General features: G+C 35.9%; 11 protein-coding genes and 1 riboswitch. Of the genes, 5 read left to right on the top strand and 6 right to left on the bottom strand.

The window, feature by feature from the left end; translation table 11 throughout:
• Positions 1–38: 38 nt before the first annotated feature.
• Positions 39–167, bottom strand: a riboswitch (guanidine-I (ykkC/yxkD leader).
• 417 nt (positions 168–584) lie between these two features.
• Entirely contained in the window at positions 585–2,021 is a 1,437-nt protein-coding gene (locus CYAN10605_RS16005; protein WP_015220986.1) for a CHAT domain-containing protein, read from the bottom strand.
• A gap of 220 nt (positions 2,022–2,241) precedes the next feature.
• Here CYAN10605_RS16005 and gatB point away from each other — a divergent pair, with 220 nt between their 5' ends.
• A complete protein-coding gene (gene gatB / locus CYAN10605_RS16010) occupies positions 2,242–3,726 on the top strand; it encodes an Asp-tRNA(Asn)/Glu-tRNA(Gln) amidotransferase subunit GatB (RefSeq protein ID WP_015220988.1) in 1,485 nt (494 codons plus the stop codon).
• A gap of 237 nt (positions 3,727–3,963) precedes the next feature.
• Here the strand turns inward: gatB and CYAN10605_RS16015 are convergent, their stop codons facing one another.
• Complete coding sequence (locus CYAN10605_RS16015; RefSeq protein ID WP_015220989.1) at positions 3,964–7,941, bottom strand: DUF4114 domain-containing protein; 3,978 nt, start codon at positions 7,939–7,941, stop codon at positions 3,964–3,966.
• 278 nt (positions 7,942–8,219) lie between these two features.
• Positions 8,220–10,022, bottom strand: a complete 1,803-nt coding sequence (gene thrS, locus CYAN10605_RS16020; protein ID WP_015220990.1) for a threonine--tRNA ligase — start codon at positions 10,020–10,022, stop codon at positions 8,220–8,222.
• 317 nt (positions 10,023–10,339) lie between these two features.
• On the opposite strand from thrS, the gene CYAN10605_RS18945 reads away from it, so the two are divergent.
• Positions 10,340–10,492, top strand: a complete 153-nt coding sequence (locus CYAN10605_RS18945; RefSeq protein WP_190275003.1) for a hypothetical protein — start codon at positions 10,340–10,342, stop codon at positions 10,490–10,492.
• Here CYAN10605_RS18945 and CYAN10605_RS16025 read toward each other — a convergent pair.
• Positions 10,464–14,261: a type ISP restriction/modification enzyme gene (locus CYAN10605_RS16025; RefSeq protein WP_015220991.1), complete on the bottom strand. Its 3,798-nt coding sequence runs from the start codon at positions 14,259–14,261 to the stop codon at positions 10,464–10,466. The two genes, CYAN10605_RS18945 and CYAN10605_RS16025, sit on opposite strands and share 29 nt — an antisense overlap.
• Before the next feature lie 381 nt (positions 14,262–14,642).
• Here CYAN10605_RS16025 and CYAN10605_RS16030 point away from each other — a divergent pair, with 381 nt between their 5' ends.
• Positions 14,643–16,952, top strand: coding sequence for a nitric-oxide reductase large subunit (locus tag CYAN10605_RS16030; RefSeq protein ID WP_015220992.1), 2,310 nt, complete (start codon positions 14,643–14,645; stop codon positions 16,950–16,952).
• Between the two features lie 752 nt (positions 16,953–17,704).
• Here the strand turns inward: CYAN10605_RS16030 and CYAN10605_RS16035 are convergent.
• Both CYAN10605_RS16035 and CYAN10605_RS16040 read right to left on the bottom strand, forming a co-directional pair.
• Complete coding sequence (locus CYAN10605_RS16035; RefSeq protein ID WP_015220993.1) at positions 17,705–18,043, bottom strand: cupin domain-containing protein; 339 nt, start codon at positions 18,041–18,043, stop codon at positions 17,705–17,707.
• A 36-nt stretch (positions 18,044–18,079) separates the two neighbouring features.
• Positions 18,080–18,325: a hypothetical protein gene (locus tag CYAN10605_RS16040; protein WP_015220994.1), complete on the bottom strand. Its 246-nt coding sequence runs from the start codon at positions 18,323–18,325 to the stop codon at positions 18,080–18,082.
• Positions 18,326–18,474: 149 nt separating this feature from the next.
• Here CYAN10605_RS16040 and CYAN10605_RS16045 point away from each other — a divergent pair, with 149 nt between their 5' ends.
• Together CYAN10605_RS16045 and CYAN10605_RS16050 are read left to right on the top strand one after the other, a co-directional pair.
• Positions 18,475–18,921, top strand: a complete 447-nt coding sequence (locus CYAN10605_RS16045; RefSeq protein WP_015220995.1) for a CopD family protein — start codon at positions 18,475–18,477, stop codon at positions 18,919–18,921.
• Positions 18,922–19,282: 361 nt separating this feature from the next.
• Positions 19,283–20,221: an NAD(P)H-dependent glycerol-3-phosphate dehydrogenase gene (locus tag CYAN10605_RS16050; protein ID WP_015220996.1), complete on the top strand. Its 939-nt coding sequence runs from the start codon at positions 19,283–19,285 to the stop codon at positions 20,219–20,221.
• The last annotated feature ends 158 nt before the right edge of the window (positions 20,222–20,379 follow it).

The raw sequence follows: 20,379 nt of genomic DNA on the forward strand, positions 1-20,379 counted from the left end.
CAACAAAACCCAGAAGGGTGACAGTCATAACCATCACATCCTCCCGGGCTTTTCTCCCTCCGTGTAGCTACCTAATTTGTAGTCAACTAAATAAAAAATCCTTTATAGTAGCTTGTTTCTCTCGGACCAGTCACGCCTTAAGCATCGGAACCCTAGAAACCTTCTTTTTGTTTATTGCTTTTGTTGTGGTCAAAGATAACAAACCTCTGGGGGGGATACTGTATCAAAAAAAATACGAAAGAGTAAATTAGTAGAGTTAAAGGGGCAAACCCCCCTTTATCCCCCCTCTCGAGGGGGGAGGGCAATGGGTAAAGGTAATTAACCTGAGTTCGGGATAAGCTGAAAGCATTATTTTCTCCTAGTCAGAAAACCTTATAGCTTCTTAGAAACAACGATAAAATTGCCTTAATCCGAACTGACTTAAACAAGGGGCTTAAGCCCCTTGCTAAAAACCCCTACCACCTGCAACCTGCAACCTGCAACCTGACACCTAACCTTGTTGGATATTCTTAAACCGAACTGAGGTTAATTAACAATAAGTCTCAACTCCTTATTTTTCAATACTTTTTTCATTGAAATCGGGTTTACCAAGGGCTACTAATTAAAGTGAATGCAGACCAATAAAAAGGATGAGATAAATCTAATTTTCCTTTTAATTTTAAATTGTCGGGGAGGTAAATCTCTCCTTCAGGGGTAATTAAGCGATTATCTTCAAAATAGACTTTACCTTCAAGCAAAAGATTTTGAGCCTTTGTTAAAGCCTGTACTTTCGTCGGATTTTTCTCTGGTTGATTAATTAACTGCTCGTAAAATTCCGTAATTAAAGCTAGAGTACCTAAATCACTGACATACCATAAACTACCTAATGCTGATTTAACTCCCGATTGTAGAGCAATGCCTGTAAATCCTAATTCAGAATTATTATCTCCAACGGCAGTGTTACAGGCACTAAGAATTAATAAATCTGGGGGTGTTTGCCAAGGAAGTTCATACATTTTATCGAGGGTTAATTTTTTGTCCCAGAATTGAATATAAGAATTATTTGGGCTTCCGGGTTTAAAGTCTGCATGGGTGGCTAAATGGATAATTTCAAAGGGTTTTTCTTTCAGCCGTTGTTGCATATTGGCAAGGGTAAATTCTTGGTTAAAGAGTATTTCTTCTTGATTTTGGGAAGACCTTTGTTGAATCTTTTGAGCAACTTCTTGTAACTCAATTAAAACTCCGGGTAAGGGTGTATTATCAGTAAAATTAGATGCTCCCATTGCCAAAACGGTGGGGTTTTCTAAGGGCTTGTATTCAGGATTGATTAAATCAAAAGCGGGTATGCGACTCAAATTATATTTCTGAACTAAAAATCTTTCTCCGTCATGAAGAGCTCCAAAGGGTAGTAAGCGGACTCCTTCCCCTAAGCAAAAAAGAATATTGTCAATTTTTTCTGGTTCTAAAATTTCTTTTTCAAAAGGACTAATAATCCATTGATGTAGTTTTTGAGATAAGGTTAGATCAAAAGGTGTTTCTAACTCGTTGATTTGTTGGTAAAAATCTATAACCGTTTGATTGATGGTATCGAAGGGTACTTCATAGAGATCTCTGACGGTAATAATCCCTCTGGAAGTGATTAATACTAAGTGCAAATATTCTTTTTCTGGCACTACCCACATAACGGCTGATTTAGTTTGAGCAAGACGATCTGCGATCGCAATTTTTTGAGCTATTTCTGAGGCGTTTCCACTATTATGAGATGATGTAATACGGATATTTGCAGGATTGAATTGTTCGGTATTAATTACTCTGCCAAAATATTCTTCATATTCATTGCGGAAATTATTTTCCATAATTCCCATTTTCTGACTTTTTATTCTTTGTTCGATACCGTTTATTGCTTTAGCTTGAATAATTTGTCTAGTTTGAGGTGTTGCTATAACTAATAATAGAGTAAAAATAAATAGTATAGTAATTTTTCTGTAACTTGAAGATAAATTATTTTTTATAAATTTTAGTAACGTTTTTAGTGTTTTCATCTTTATTTTTCTTCATCAGCACATTCAAAGTTTCTTGATTTTACTATAACTAATAATTTATGATTACTGAAAAACAAGTCAGGTATTTTTTCCATTTAGATCTAGTTATAATTTTCCTGAGTATAAATTGATTTCTCGCAATTTCTAATTGGTCAACGATTCAGGATAGAATAAACAGAAATAAAGGTTCGATCGAAAGAATAATATAGTAAATAATAATATGACCACAGCTACTCAAACCAAATATGAAGCAATTATTGGTTTAGAAACTCATTGTCAACTCAACACCAACAGTAAAATTTTTTGCAGTTGTTCTACTAACTTCGATAGCCCCCCAAATACAAATGTTTGTCCCGTATGTTTAGGACATCCCGGGGTTTTACCCGTATTAAATCAAGAAGTTTTAAACTCCGCCATCAAAATGGGTTTAGCTTTACAAGGGAAAATTGCTCGTTATAGTAAATTCGATCGCAAACAGTATTTTTATCCTGATTTACCGAAAAACTATCAAATATCTCAGTATGACTTACCCATTGTTGAAAATGGACAGTTAGAAATAGAAATAGTTGATCCCAAAACCCAAGAAGTAACCAAAAAAATCATTGGTATTACTCGCCTACACATGGAAGAAGATGCAGGGAAATTAGTTCATGCAGGTAGTGATAGGTTAGCAGGTTCAACTCATTCCCTTGTTGATTTTAATAGAACTGGCGTTCCCTTACTGGAAATAGTTTCCGAGCCTGATTTACGTACAGGGCAGGAAGCCGCAGAATACGCTCAAGAATTGCGCCGCTTAGTACGTTATTTAGGCATTAGCGATGGCAATATGCAAGAGGGTTCACTACGGTGTGATGTTAACATATCCGTGCGTCCTGTGGGGCAAAAAGAATTTGGAGTAAAAGTAGAAATCAAAAACATGAACTCTTTTAGTGCCATTCAGAAAGCCATCGAATATGAAATAGAAAGACAAATAGAAGCAATTAACGAAGGTGAAGCCATTATCCAAGAAACCCGTTTATGGGAAGAAGGCAGTCAACGCACCATCAGTATGAGAAGTAAAGAAGGCTCAAGCGATTACCGCTATTTCCCCGAACCTGATTTACCCCCTTTAGTAATCAATGAAGCTCAACTAGAGGAAATTAGTAAAACTTTACCTGAATTACCTGCAAACAAACGTAGTCGTTATGAAGCAGAATTTGGCTTATCAGCTTACGATGCAAGGGTATTAAGCGATGATAAAGACGTTGCTTTATACTTTGAAGCCGTTGTTGCTAATGGTGCAAGTGTTAAAGGCGCAGCTAACTGGATTACTCAAGATATTGCCGCTTATCTCAATAGCAATCCTGATTTAGATATTAACAAAATTGCCTTAAAACCTGAAATGTTAGCAGAGTTAATTAAGCTAATTGAAGAAGGCACTATCAGTGGCAAAATTGCAAAAGAAATCCTGCCTGAATTATTAGAAAAAGGCGGTTCTCCTAAAGAAATTGTCGAAAGTAAAGGCTTAGTTGCCATTTCTAATCCTGACGAATTAAGTACAATTATCGATAAAATTCTATCAGAGAATCCTGATAAATTAGAACAATATCGAGCCGGAAAAACCAAATTACAAGGGTTCTTTGTTGGTCAAATTATGAAAGCCACTAGCGGAAGGGCAGATCCTAAATTAGCTAATCAAATTCTCAATCAAAAGCTCAATGGTTAAGCAGGTTCGAGGTATTAGGGGAGATGAGGTTTCAGGTGTCAGGAACAGCAGATGTTAGGGATAGGGGGATGAGGGGAGAGGGAAAAGTAGGGGCGAATGGCCATTCGCCCGTACAGGAGTTAAAGATTTTTAATTCTTAATTCTTAATTCTTAATTTTTCCATTGCCCTTTTAACCTTGCCCTTTGCCTACCCTCGGCAACACGACTTTTTCATCAACCCCTAACTATTGGAAAACATTATGTGAACAAAAGTAAGGAATCATTTGGTATAAACTGAAGCAATATATCGTTGAAATCACTATCTCCCGTTAAACCCATATCTTCAAAGGCGAAAAACCCCGTACCCATCGGTAAAGCGGCGATAATTCCCTGATTTGCCTGTTGGATACTAAAATGGACATAATTATTTGATGGCAAAGAGGATGAATCTTGCAACAATTCTAAGGCTTCATTTATTGTTCGATTAGGAGTAATGAAACTACCATAGTAACTGTTTTCCGATAAACCTGTTATGATTTCTGAGCCATTTTGACCATATTCAGGGAAATTTTGACCTGTAAAACCATCAACGCTATTAGATAAAGCCCTTTCTAATGCTTTCACCGCATAATCGTTAGTACCGGGGGAAAGTCCATCTATATCTCCCGTTAAATTATCAACTCGGAAAAGACCATAACCAGAATTATACGCCCCTAAACGAGCAATATTGAGAGTATATTCCGAAGATTCTGCCGCAAATACTCCTCCCCCTGCTGGTGCTAATCCCACTTCTAATTTTTCCTCATTGGGATCAAAAATGATAGTATTATCGGCATTATTATCAATGGTAAAAGCATCCCTTCCCACCGAAACTAAACCGCTACCATCGGGAAATCTCAGAGATAAAGCAAAAGTTTGTCCTGTGGTAAATCCTTCCGCAATGTCTGCTTGTTGAACATTACCATATCTTTGGGCTTCCGTAGTCATAAAAGAGGTGCGATCGCCAAAACCATTTAAAGCCTTTTCACTATTTAAGGCTAAATTTGACTGAGGATTATTAGCAAATGCTAAATACAGGCTGTTTTCTAATGCTAAATTTAGATAATTAGGGTCATCTGGATTAATTGATTGTTCATCATTAGTAATAGAACCATCAGTATTTACAGCATAAATCCCCACTTGAGTACCTTGAGGTAAAGAACTAGGCATCATCGCTGTTATGTTTCTTGAACCTGCTATTTGACCAAAATTATAAAAAACTCCTGATGTGGAGGTTTCATAATAACCGGGGGATACCCCATTGGGAAATAAAGTGATATTACCTTCGGCTACTGAGTCGGGAAAATCGTTACTTACCACTTCCATGGTGGCGGTAATGTCTGGCAAAACAAGATTTGGTCGTTTGGTGGTAAATTCTAAAGTTAAGGTATCCACCCCCGGGACAAAGGTTAGAGGAATACGAATTTGATTATCAACGATCGCACCTTCTGTTAAATCCAATGTACGACTAACATCTGCATATAAGCCGATATTTTCTTGCCAGATAATAGGATCTTTTAACACTAATTGGGCGGTAATATCTCGATTGAGTTGCTCAGGAGTGCGATGTAATTGAACGCTAATCGCTCCATCAATACTACGTCCACGGCGATCGAAGAAATTAGATTGGGCTTGAGGGACTAAACTAGAAGTAATAGAAATACCAAAATCAGGTTCAGGGGGGGTATCAATTTCTCCCGAACGACTCCAAATCCAAGCACCTTGACCTAACATATTAGCAATAAGGACATCATCCACAGGATCATATTCCAAATCCAAATTCCAACTACCCGGACCTATATTTTCAGGCAAACCATCCCAATTCATAGAGGAAAAAGTGCTAGGTTGCCCATTACCGTTAATATCGCTAATCCATAAACCTCCTAATCCTCCTACTACTAACTGCTGAGGGTGAGTATCCGTTGCCGGTAATAAAGTAATTGTTTGTAGGTTAACTTGAGGATCTAAGCCTAATTCTTGATAAGTATAATAAATAGGCTCATTATCTCCGATTTTCACCGCTAAAAGATTATTTTCCCCCGAAGGGTTATTTTCTCCCAAATATAAAATAGATGTTTCCGTTGCCAAATAATAAATATTATCTGTATTTGAGAAGGAATCTGAATGATGAGCAATATCGGTAATATACAACCCTTGAATCGTATCGATTAACTGTAACTGGTAGCTATTAGGATCAAGCATAGTAGATGATTCGGAGCCATTTCTTCCTAATAGATAAGAAGTTCTCGTTTGTCGGTCAGAATATGCCGTATATAGATCATCCCAACTGTAGGGTTTTGCCATTTCAAAGCTACTCACTTCTTCCAGACTCGAACCCACATCCAAAGCGGTAAAATACTTAACACTATTGGACTCAAAACTTTCGGGGAGTAAAGGCATTAAAAGTATTTCATTAGGATCGATTTCCCAATGGGGAAAAACCGCTTCATAAATATTCCTTGTTCCTGTAAAAACTATATCCCCTGCCCGATAAGGATTACTATTAGCAGGAAGACCAAAAGGATAACCCTCTTCAGGGTTAAGACTTTCAAACCAGTCTCCTTCAAATAATTCTATCGGAACTTGATTGCCACTGTAATCATTGGTTACCAAAGAAATATAATTAACACTTCTCCAAGTACCTGTTTCATCGAGAGTAGTTAAAACGGTATATCCTTGACTCATATATTGTTGAGAGGCATAGTATCCCCGACTAAAACCATCTCCCTGATAAGAAGCATCATCAAAAAAACCTAAAGAGCCATCCCCTGCAAAGACATTTGACCAAGTTAAATCACCATAATTGCCTATGGCTACGGAGTTATCTTGTATGGCACTAATCAACTGATTGCCAATATTACTCCAATCTCCAGTACGAGATTCAACCGTTTGTAAACCTTTTCCGCTTAAAGAAGTCCATGGAGACTCGGAATTTATCCCTTTCTGAAAAATCCCTCCGTCATCACTTTCAATCAACTTTAATCCTTCGGGAGTATCATAAAAAATAATCTCACGACTATCCGCATGGGGGGCTGTACCTTCTGTCAATTCCTCTCGAATAATCCCATTTCTAGGACCAAACCAATCCACTAATTGAGGGGTAGAACCATCTGTTTGAAATTCGACAGCAACAATTCCTCCTGTGAAAGGACCATTTCGACTATTTCCACCATATTGATTACCTCCCGCTAAAACTCTTAAAGCAGAAGAATCTTCAGGATCAGCAAAAAAGGAGAAATTACCATAAAAATCCTCTCCTGATCCTTGCCCACTACCAATATCACCCTGAACATTAACTGTATCAAAATCAATTAACTCAGAACCATTCAGAACAAGTCTGCTAATAATAGATATTTTATTTTCTTGGGAAGCCCCCACGAATAAGACTGTTTGACCGTTAACCAGTTCAGGATAAGCACTTAAACGTAAATTATCAATAGATGATCCTAAAGAGTTATAAAAATCTTGAACTTTATCTCCTGTAATTGGAAGGGCAACACTCGAATTTTCCGAGTCAATATAGTGAAGTCCTCCGAGACTTATTCCATAAGTATCACCCTGATTATTATGAGCAACCTGTACAAAAGAAATTTCTTGAGGATCTTGAGTTAATATTCTTAAGTTACTAACTTCGCCCTCAACAACATCCAAAACCATTAATTCATTAAGAGTAGCAATAAAAAGATTATTATTAGCCCAGTCTAAATCTCGAATATTGATTTTATTTTCAACAAATAGATTACTAATATCTGGATTAAGGATTAACCATTCTAAACTTCCATCCTCAAGTATCTTAGCTATTTGCAATCCTTTGCTATTCCCCGAAGAAAAAGCCTTGAAATTAGAAGGATTACCTTGCCCAACGGCTAAATATTTATTATCTGGAGAAACAGCTATTTTCGCAATAGACTGAATACCCTGATAGCCAGAATTAGGATCATTACTCGGTTTACTCTGCCAAGTCCACTCACCCCAACTGTCGGTAGCGTAAGTATAAGGACGCATCCAAACCCCACCATTTACCGCACCAATATAGAGAAAACCGTCTCCATTTTCACCTTGAACCATTGCCAAGCCATTAACTGCCCCTGAAATCAGAGTATCTCCCCAAATTTTGGGATAACTTAAACGTCCATGAATGGGATCTTGTATGGGGGCGGGTCCTACGGGTATCCAAGTATTTACTGTTATCATCATTAGATCAAAATACTTACTTATTTTTTAATATTAAAAAGCACAAAATTTATATGTATTTTACACAATAATTATACTTTAAATATTAATAGTAAATAATTTCATCTAATAATAAAAATTAAATCAAAATTATTTTTTTGAATATTTACTAAATAATCTTAATAAATATTTCTAAAAGTTTATTATGTTTAAAAATTAATTAAAAAATCTTTACCTGAAACCCGCCACCTAATACCTGAAACCTGCTCTTATCCGATATTCTTAAACCAAACTGAGGTTAACTAGAAATTACCGTGAGATTCGATCGCACCTTTTACTTTATCAATCACCTCAGAAACGGCGATCGCACCTAAGTCCCCAGAGGCACGGGTACGGATACTAAGGGTATTATTCTCCACTTCACTAGCTCCAACAACCGCCATTACAGGGATTTTTTGCTTTTCCCCATTGCGAATCATCTTACCCAATCTTTCACCACTGTTATCGACTTCTGCACGGATACCGAGGCTTAACATTTTTTGACAAACCTCTTGGGCATACCCCGAAAAATCATCGCTAACAGGCATTAAACGCACTTGAACCGGTGCTAACCAGAGAGGGAAATCCCCGGCATATTCTTCAATTAAAATCCCGATAAGACGTTCTAAAGACCCGAAGGGCGCACGGTGAATCATGATGGGACGTTGACGGCTACCATCGGGGGCAGTATATTCCAAATCGAAACGCTCTGGTAAGTTATAGTCAACCTGTACCGTACCTAATTGCCATTCTCTTTCTAAAGCATCTTGGAAGATAAAATCGAGCTTAGGTCCATAAAAAGCCGCTTCCCCTTCCGCTTCAAAATATTCCATATCCAACTGTTTAACGGCATTACGAATCGCATTTTGGGCTTTTTCCCAGACCTCATCACCACCGATATATTTATCAGAATTGGGATCTCGGAAGCTAAGACGGGCTTTAAAGTTCTTCAATTGTAAACTCTTGAATACCGATAGAATTAAATCAACTACGCTGAAAAATTCGCTTTCTAGTTGATCAGGGGTAACAAACAAGTGAGAATCATCGACAGTAAAGCCTCTGACTCTGGTTAAACCTCCCAATTCTCCAGATTGTTCATAACGATACACCGTACCAAATTCCGCTAAACGCATGGGTAAATCACGATATGATCGCAACTCATTTTTATAAATTTGGATATGGAAAGGGCAATTCATAGGCTTTAAGACAAAACCAACCTCTTTTTCCGCTTCCTCAGCATTATCCGCCATCATCGGGAACATATCTTCTTTGTAGTTTTGCCAGTGACCAGAAATTTTAAATAAATCCACCCTACCAATATGAGGACTAACTACCTGTAAATAACCTCTTTTGATTTGTTCCTGTTTCAAAAAATCTTCAAGAGTCGATCGAATCAAAGTACCTTTCGGAGTCCACAAAGGTAATCCGGGTCCCACTGGATCGCTAAAAATGAACAATCCCAACTCTTTACCTAACTTACGGTGATCCCGTTTTAAGGCTTCTTCCTTACGGCGTTTGTATTCTGCTAATTGTTCAGGGGTTTCCCATGCCGTACCATAAACCCTCTGTAACTGCTTATTATTTGCATCTCCACGCCAATATGCCCCCGCCACAGTTTCGAGTTCGATCGCTTTTGGATTAAGCTCGGCGGTAGTTTCCACATGAGGTCCTGCGCATAAATCCCACCATTGATCCCCCAAATGATAAATAGTAATGGGGTCTTCTTTGATACTATCCAAAATCTCTAATTTATAGGGTTCGTTAATATCTTTAATTCTCTTTTGGGCTTCTTCTCTGGTGACAACCTCACGAATAACAGGCAATTTCTTGTTAATAATTTTTATCATCTCCTTCTTAATTGCCTTGAGATCCTTTTCTGCTAAAGGTTCAGGTAAATCAAAATCGTAATAAAAACCAGTTTCCGTCCAAGGACCGATGGTAACTTGAGCATTAGGATATAATTTTTGTACCGCCATAGCCATAACGTGAGAGGTGGTATGACGGATTTTTTTTAATTCTTCTGATTCGCTGGTGCGGGGTAACTTAATTGCTTCCTGATTAGACATGAAAATTATAATATAACTATTAATTAATAAATACTCAATAAATATTGATCTTAACCAAAATTCGTCCTATTTGAGTTGTGAGATTATTATGGGGTTAAAAGTCCGGGGTTTTTTCATTCTCAAAAATGTCAATTTTTGAAACTAACAAATAGTGACAGATACAGGAGTTTTTAAGTATTAATTAATCAATTATTAAGAAAAAACGCTCCCCTCTACTGTGGGAGAGGGGTTGGGGGTGAGGGCAAGATAATTTTGCCCTGACTTTGAAAAAACCCTGTTAAAAGTCGCCGATTCAGGGGAAAAGTACTTATAAATCAATGTATTTAGCAACTGCGATCGCGCAGCGCCACTTCGTGATCGCTTCTAATGCAGACGTAATAATCACTGGAGATCAAGATTTACTCACTTTAGTTACATATCAAGAAATTTCGATTATGACACCTAAAAGTTTTTTGAGTCAATTTCATTAATTATTTTCATCGTTTCTACACTAACAGTTGTTACCCTCATTAACAAATCAATTACCTTCTCTTTATACTCAGCAAAACGATAATTATTAAACCTTTCTGCAATGGTTTTATCCCTTGGTTTTTTCTCCTTATATTGATCTAAAATCCACTCCAAAGCACTACGATTACCTAACTTATATTCCCAAGCTATAGGCGGAATCTCTGTTAAAATTGTCATCTCATCAATAATAATTTGATGTTTAACTTTATCCGCTTTTAACTTAGCTTTTATTTCCCCTCGCTTTTTAGGAGAAGAGTTACGGCTGAGGGCAACATCAATTCTTTTTAAATTATAAGGCTCTATTTTTTCATAATTTAAGTGCAAATCCATTAACTTTTTACCCCAATTTACCCATTGCCAAAAATCATCATAAAAAGGTATTCGAGGAAACTCTCTTTTCAAATTTAACTCATACTTTTCTCGATATTTCGGATTATGTAAAACAGCATAAACATAATAAAAAATATCCTCTTTGGTGATTAATTTTTGACTACTATTGTGAAGCAAGGGGCTTTCTTCTGACTTAGGCAAGGGGCTTTCTTCTGACTTAGGCAAGGGGCTTTCTTCTGACTTAGGCAAGGGGCTTTCTTCTGACTTAGGCAAGGGGCTTTCTTCTGACTTAGGCAAGGGGCTTAAGCCCCTTGTTAATTTCTTGGTTTCTTCAACAATAATTTTAAGATGATTTTCCCAAGTAGCTATGATTTCTTCTCCCCAATTTTCACTATGTTTTAAATGATTATTCTCAATATATTCGATCGCATTTAATAAATGTGATTCTTCTTCAATCACTTCTCTATGAAATTTTTGAGCCCAAATTTTTTGTCCTTTTTCCCAATGATTAAATCTTTGAAATTGAAAAGAAGTAAAACCTTTAATTTTTCTGATATTCTCAGATAATTCTTTTTCAGTATTAGCACCAATAATTAAATGAACATGATCAGGTAAAACATTAAAAGTAATAACATTAAGATTATAATTTTTCACAGATTCTAATATTTTTTCTGCAATAAAAATTCTATTTTCTTCATTAAAAATTAATGGCTCTCCTTTTTTTACTCCATAAGTAATCATTCTTTCCGATACACGGGAGTTATGAGTAACAAATGTAACAAGCCACCAATGCTCAGACAGTGAGGGATTATCGGGCAATGGGCTATTTTGAGGCAATGGGCTACTTTGAGGCAATGGGCTTTCTTCTGACTCAGGCAAGGGGCTTAAGCCCCTTGTTACCCCATGACTACTATAATGCTCACGAAATAACTCTAACGCCCAATCCGTAATATTTTCCTCTTTTTTTCCCTCTTTATCATAAGTATATAATGGCAAACATTGAATCGGATCAGTAACAAATAATCCTAAATCTGTAATCGTATCACTAATAATTGTTGAAAATGGTAATCTTTTACCTACCAAAAAATTAATATATTTATTATCTTTATCCTCTTGATTATAAATATTAAACCATTGATAAGTCCTTCCATTAAAATGCTTATCCAGATATAAATATTGTTTGGTAAATGGACGATATAAACTTAATAAAATTTGTTCATGATTAAACTCTTTTTCAATTTTTCTGGATAAATAACTACTTAATTCTGCATCCCATTTAATGCTATTTTTATCTTTAAAATTATCATCCTTTAAAATTTCCTGATAAATATTAACTAAAAACCTTACTTTTTCTTCTAAATTATCTCTATTAAAATCATAAACCCATTCATCTCTTTGAGTTTTTATTCCTGAAGAAAACAACTTACAAATAGCTTCTTCCGATTTGCCGCTTTTCACCTCTTTATCAATTAAAGGTAACAAATCATCAAAATCATTATCACATTGATTAATCCAGTGATTATTTTTAGGGATAATATGAGTAAAATTAATGTCTTTTAACTTATTTTTACCAATAAAGTCTAACTTATCTAATACTGAATTTTCAACAGATTTATAATAATAAATTTCACAATTATTCGTTTTTGTGTGGGTTGAATGGTATTCAACCCCTACGTTTTTATCTTTTCTCACTAAAAAAGTAATGGCAACCCCAATCATAATATTAAATACGTTTCCTGTTTTATCTCCCTGTCGAATATTCCCTCCTAAATCAATAATATAAATGTGACTAAATTCTTCCCTTAAAACTTTTCTAAAACCATCAAAGGTTAAACCGTCAATAAAAGAATTATTCGTAATAAAAGCAATAATACCGTTATCATTTAATCTATCACTTGCCCATCGAATAAACCGCACATACATATCATATAAAACGATTTGATTTTGTGCCTTACCTTCCTTAATATAAGTAGCTTTAATTCTATCATCTATACTTTTATAACTACGATTAGCATTATTATCATTAAAATTTTCTTGCTTGGCATTATAGGGAGGATTTCCGATAATTACGGAGATTTTCTTATCATTTTGACGCTTAATTCTTGCTGTATTTTCCAACGACATCGCAAACAAATCCATTTGCTTCCCTTCAAAGCTGGTATGATCTAAAGTATCCACAAAACAGATATTATTAAACTCCTGATATTCTCCCGTTTTTTGTTGATAGGTATATTCAATATTTAAGTTAGCGATATAGTAAGGTAAAATCGCCACTTCATTACAGTGAATTTCATGCTGATATTTATATCTTAATGCGTCATAATTTTGGGAATTGATGGGTAAATATTCGATTAATTCAGTAATAAAAGTACCAGTGCCAGTAGCAGGATCTAATATTTCGACATCCTTGTCAATGAGTAATTTATGAAAATGTTTATGAAGTAGAAAATCAGTGCTTTCAATCATAAATCTTACTATCTCATTAGGAGTATAAACAATACCTAATCTATCAGCAGATAAAGGATTATAAGCCTTATAAAAATTCTCGTAAATTGCTTTTAAAAATTTCTGCTTTTCGTGGTGATTATTTATTTGACTAGCTTTACTTTTTATTGCCTTATAATAATGCTGAATACTGCTTAATAATTTCTTCCTTTCTCCTCCCTTTAAAAAACTATCAATTAAGTCGGTTAATTCTCTAGCAATATTATTATCTCTGTGAAATTGTGCCTCATCAAAAATGGTTAAAAAGATGTCTTCTGTTAAGATATGTTGAATCATCATTTCCCTAACATCTTCAATGGTAATATTCGGATTAATAGAATTTTGACAAAGATTAAAAAAAGTGTCTCTTTTAGCGATAAATTTCTGATTATTTTTCGAAGCTAAATCAATGTTTTCTCTGAGGGTGTTAATTAAAGTGGGTAAGTCTTCTTTAAACTTAGTGATTGCCTGATAAAATTCCGCTACTTCTGGGCGTTGATAATCAATAAATTCTTTTAAAATCTTGTCTAATGCGTCAACATCTTGCATGGAAATTCGCATTTTTTCAGCACCACTTTGAATTAATATAGCGGTGTGTGAATCTTCAAATAAAATATTATCGTTAGGATAGCCTTTAGCAAATTTTTTCTCTATTTCTAAGTCTAAATCGTCATTTTCGTCTTTGCTTTCCCAGTATCCCCAATCTAATTGTAAAGCGTCTTTTATCGTACCATCGGGAATAATTCTCTGATTTTTGTAAGGCAATTCAGGTATTAATAAAAAATTGCGAGTTTGACAGTAGTTGTTGAGTAAATTTTGAAAGGCAACTCTAATGATAGATTCATTCTTACTACCACCATAACGTTTTATTTTTTCAACTTCGTTATGATATTGAGTGATGAGTAGTTTAGACATGGCAACATTTTTGACTTAGCTATCCATAGTATCATTAGATTGCTTCGTTACTTCAGCAATAACATTAAACGAAAAGGTATCTTATGCAATAATTGCAAAAAAACAGCTTTTGTGATAAAATTTAATTTTTTAAGTTCATATAATTAACAAAAATTAATTAATATAAGGTAATCTTTCTTTAAGAAAAATAACATTTATTTCTTTCATAAAATAATTGCTGAAACTGCATAAATTAAGGTTTTCTTAACACTCAATCGAATAATTAGTCAATAGGATCAAAATAGAAAGGCAACACAAAAAAAATCAATAACAAAGTGTAATTTATTATTTTTTCTTTAATGTCTTTTCTGCATAATTGACGATTATAGATCAAGAAAATATATGGCAGATTCAACAATCAACTTAGGGGCAAAAGTCCAACCACAATATAAACGATGGGGATTACCTGCTTGGTTAGTCTTTATCTGTGTGGTGACGTTTACAGTCTTACTATCCGCAGGGGCAGTAATTTATAAAAATGCTCCCCCCATTCCCGATAAAATAGTATCATCTCAACAAGAAATCATTTTAACCCACGATCAAATCGAACATGGACAAATCACCTATTTAGGTAGAGGTGGACAACATATTGGTAGTATCTGGGGTCATGGTAGCTATCTTGCCCCCGATTGGACAGCAGATGTCTTACATCGTTGGGGTTTAGCCACTGCTGGAGTATTATACAACAACGATCGAACTTTCTCTCAAGAGGATTTAGAAGCCCTCTCCGATGTGGAAAGAGCAACTTTGCAAGCTAGAGTACAACAAGAGTTCAAAATCAATCGTTATGCAGAAGATGTGGACACTTTAACTCTCTCTCCTGCTCAAACGAAAGGATTAGAACAGGTTTTTGTTGACTACCACGAATTGTTAAGTAATGGTTCGGCAATTCATTCGATTCCGAGGGGATGGTTTAAAGATGAGAGCGAAATTCACGATGTAACGGCGTTTTTAACTTGGACTGCTTGGTCAGCCTCTGCTAATCGCCCTAATGCTCCTTTTTCCTACACTGCTAATTTTCCCCATGATGATTTAATCGGTAATAATGCACCCGGGCAGTTTGTAATTTGGTCAATAGTCTCTGTTATTGTCTTAATTGCAGGAATTGCAGGTTTTATCTTCATTTATCTCACTCAAGAAGACGCAGACGAAATCCAAGTCGTTGAGAGTCGCCCTAGCATTCGTATTGCTACCCCTAGCCAAAAAGCAACTACCCTTTTCTTTGGTGTAGCGATGGCTTTATTCTGTGTTCAGATTTTAATGGGCATGGTAACGGCACACTATGCAGTTGAGGGGGAAGGTTTTTACGGTGTGCCAATTCAAGATTATTTACCCTATGCGGCATCTCGTACATGGCATTTACAATTAGCCGTTTTTTGGATTGCTACTTGTTGGTTAGCGGCAGGGTTGTATTTTGCTCCCCGTTTCGGTAAACATGAACCTAAATTCCAAGTGTGGGGTAATAGTACCTTATTAGTGGCTTTAACCGTTGTGGTAGTAGGCTCTTTGGTGGGTGCTTGGGCTAGTGTGCAAGGTATTTTAGGGGGAGATAATAGCTTTTGGTTTGGACATCAAGGCTATGAATATGTAGAATTAGGGCGGTTATGGCAATTACTGCTCATCGGTGGCATGGTTTTTTGGTTATTCTTGATGTATCGTGCTTTAAAACCTGCTTTGAAAGGGGAAGGAAGCAAAACGGGCTTAAATCATTTTTTCCTTTATAGTGCCATTACTATTCCTCTATTCTATGCCTCCGGTTTAATGTACACCAATCACACCCCCGTTAGTATCGCTGAATATTGGCGTTGGTGGGTAGTGCATCTTTGGGTAGAGGGCTTTTTTGAAGTATTTGCCACAGTTGCGATCGCATATCTATGTAGTGAATTAGGGTTTTTGAAACGCTCATCCGCCCTGCGTGCCACCTATTTAACCACAATTCTTTATCTGGGTAGTGGGGTAATTGGCACATTGCATCACCTTTATTTTTCTGGTACACCCGTATTTATTACTGCCATGGGGGCGGTGGCTTCTGCTTTAGAAGTCGTGCCTTTAACTTTGATTGGTTTTGAGGTATTAAAATCCATGCGATTATCCAAAGAAGCAGAGGGATTCTATCGTTTACCCCTAAAATTCTTCATTGCTACCTGTTTTTGGAATTTAGTAGGTGCTGGGGTATTCGGTTTCTTAATTAATCCTCCCATTGTGCTTTACTACTCTCAAGGTTTAAATACCACTCCCATTCACGCCCACTCTGCTTTATACGGTGTTTATGGCTCATTGGCGATCGCACTTATGTTGTTTGCTTTAAGGGAGATTACCCCTGATGAGGCATGGGATGAAAAAGGTTTTAACTTCTCTTTTTGGTGGATAAATATAGGGTTAGTGCTAATGATGGTAATGGGGTTAATTCCTAACGGTTTCTATCAGTTGGTACAGTCTGTTAATCATGGTACATGGTACGCCAGAAGTGCGGAGGTTATCGGTTCTGCATGGATGCAATGGACTGTATGGTTACGTATTCCCGGTGATATGGTCTTTGCCATTGGTGCGATCGTATTAGTCGTGTCTGTAGTTCGTGCTATCTATGGTATTTTCCAACAACCCACCCAAGCTCAACCCGATGATATTCCTATCATCACCTCTAAATCATAATCTGTAGGGTGGGTATAGCCCACCTTATAAAAAATGTTTCACGCTATTTATCCTAACCTGAGTTTTGGATAAGCTGAAAGCATTATTTTCTCGTAGTCAGAAAACCTTATAGCTTCTTAGAAAAAACGATAAAGTTGCCTTAATCTGAACTGACGTTAAATAGACATCTGGTAGAAAATATTAATATAGGCTCGTAGTTAGGGCTTGGTTCCCTTATTTTGAGAATTGTTGGAGATGTCTAATATATTCACCCCTACCACCTGCAACCTGACACCTAACCTTATCGGATATTCTTAAACCGAACGGAGGTTATCCTATAATGAGCTTAATATTTCTGAACTTCGTAATCGCCTCTAATGTAGATGTAATTGTCGCAGGAGATCAATATTTACTCATATTAATTGAATATCAAATTAATTTAATAGGCTCTATCACTTCTCGTTGTGTAAATTATTAGTTAGGGTAGGCTGAAAGGCAATAGGCAATAGGCAATAGGGGATTATTAAATAATAATTTATAAACTTTTAATTTTTATTTTACTATAAACACTATTCAATAAAGGTTATGGAAGTTATTTTTTATTAATTTATCATAACCACACTCTGAAGAACCATTTAATATTAAAAAATTCCGATTATGACACCTAAAAATTTTTTGAATCAATATTGTTTTTAAACAAGAAACTGTTTTTGATTTTCATTTTTAATGATAAAAAAATTTCTTCTTTCTTTGTTAACAAATTTACTCGTAAATTAATCAGAATTATCGGTAGCAGAAAGAGTTAACAGAAAACAAAGATTCTCAGTGGCTTGTAAAGCATGGGGTGCATTACTTGGCATTACAACAAAAACCCCTTTTGTTAAAATAATTTTTTCTCCTTCTAAGATTAAGACTCCTTCTCCTTCAATGACATGAACCGTCGCATTACGACTGGAGGTATGTTCAGAAATTTCAGTATTTTTTGCCAAACAAAATAAGGTATATTGACAGTTTTTATCCTTAAGTAAAACTTTACTTAAAATACCCTCAGAAGGGTATTCTATATGTTCACTAAGATTAACAAAACTAGATTTTAATTCCAGTATAGACATAACAAATTTGCTGATATTAACACAATTATTTTTATTTTAAGCTACTTGTAATGTTTTTTGAGGCAACAGGCAAAGTTGAGGCAAAACACAAAATAAATTAGATACAACTCTTAATTCTTCAGGATAGCAAGGCTTGGGATAATCTTCCAACCAAATGGGAGGCACAAGCATCGCATCATATTCTTCGACATAGTAAATTTTACCTCCCTCCCGTTTTAATTGAACTGGTGTGCCGGGTTGATAAACTTTAGCTTCTTCTTCTTCCCATGTTTTCCAATCCATTCTTCATACCTCTTTGTTTTTCTGTATTAAATTATACCAAAAGCCTCGATCGAATATCTGGAAGGAATAAACTTTAGCTAACATACCTAGAAATGCTGATAAGCATGATAGTTAACATATTATGAATAAATATTTATATATTAAGAGCAATGATATTTAAAATCTTAGTTTTACTACATACCCTAAGTGCTACTATATGGACAGGAGGGCATTTAATCTTAGCCATAATGGTATTACCAAAAGCTCTCAAAAAATCAGAGCCAGAATTAATCGAAAATTTTGAGCAAAACTTTGAGACTCTGGGATTAATCTCCCTAGCCACACAAATATTGACGGGATTAGGCTTAACGTGGATTTATTTCCCTCAATTTCAAGGGTTATGGAATTTAGATAACTTTTTATCTCGTTATATTATGTTCAAATTAGGGATATTACTGTTAACCCTTGCTTTAGCCATTCATGCCCGATTTTTCATCATTCCCAATTTGAGTAAAGAAACCCTAAATCAACTGGCTTACCATATTGTCGGTGTTACTACCTTAGCTGTGTTATTCGTGGTTTTCGGTGTTGGTATTCGCCTTGGCGGATTTGTCTAATCAATGATAAAAACCTAGCCTGAAAACCCCTTAATTTTAATCAAACCTGAGTTCGAGATAATTATCGATGAGTGATGGTAAAAAGGGCAAACCCCCCTTTATCCTTCCTCGAGAGGGGGGAGAGCAAAGGTAAATAGTTGATAATTAATAACTTATAACTCCTGTACGGGCAGCTATTCGCCCCTAACTAACTCCTAACTCTGAACCCCGAATACCTGACACCTACTCTTATCCAATATTCTTAAGCAAAACTGAGGTAAAGGTGCTTTCATCGAATCTAAAGGGGATTTTAAGGACGGGAAAACTTGTGAAAACTGCAGTAAAATAACAGAACATTTAGCGATAAAATCAGGCTCAAACAATGACTCAACATCCTAAAATTACCATTATAGGTTCTGGTGCATGGGGTACAACCCTAGCATATTTATTAGATAGGGCAAATCATAGTTACACTATCTGGAGTCGTAAATCATCTCAATCATTAGAATCAGTGATTGTGGACACAGATATTATTATTTCAGCAGTCTCGATGAAGGGTGTCAGACCAATAATAGAACAGTTAAAGCAAATTAAGATGAAGGATAATGCTTTGATTGTGACGGCAACAAAAGGGTTAGATTTTGAGACAACGAAAACTCCTTCCCAAATTCTACAAGAGGCTTTTCCTGATCATCCTATAATTGTTTTATGTGGTCCTAATTTATCAAAAGAAATTAAAAGAGGCTTACCGGCGGCTACAGTAGTATCTAGTACCAGTATAGAATCTGCTGAGTTAGTTCAAGCTATGTTCGCATCAGATATTTTTCGAGTTTACGTCAATAATGACCCCATTGGTACAGAATTAGGGGGAACATTAAAAAATGTGATGGCGATCGCATCGGGAGTTTGTGATGGTTTAGAATTGGGTACTAATGCCAAAGCCGCTTTATTAACTAGGGCATTACCAGAAATGATTAGGGTAGGAACTCATTTAGGGGCATCGGTGGAAACCTTTTTTGGTTTATCTGGTTTAGGAGATTTACTCGCCACCTGTGATAGCCCTTTATCCCGAAATTACCAAGTAGGAGCCGGTTTAGCCCAAGGAAAATCCCTTGAGGAAATTATCGAGGATTTAGAGGGCACAGCCGAAGGAGTCAACACCGCCACAGTATTGATTAAATTAGCCCACCAACAAAAAATTCCCGTACCAATTTCCTACCAAGTTTATCTATTGCTGAAGGGAAAAATCACCCCTCAAGAAGCTGTACAAAATCTGATGGCAAGGGAATTAAAAGAAGAGTTTTGGTTTTTAGAGTTCTAGGGGTTGCTGAATGTTGATATAAAGCATTGTTTAATTGTTCCAAGTATCTAGCAGTCAAAATATTATTACCATTGCTGATTGAAAGAGTTTCCATTCCTGATCTAAACTAAAAACCATCGCTTAATTCAACAACGTCAGAAGATTTGTTTAAAACTAAT

It is taken from the genome of Cyanobacterium aponinum PCC 10605 (genome assembly GCF_000317675.1).
In the GTDB taxonomy this organism is placed as follows: domain Bacteria; phylum Cyanobacteriota; class Cyanobacteriia; order Cyanobacteriales; family Cyanobacteriaceae; genus PCC-10605.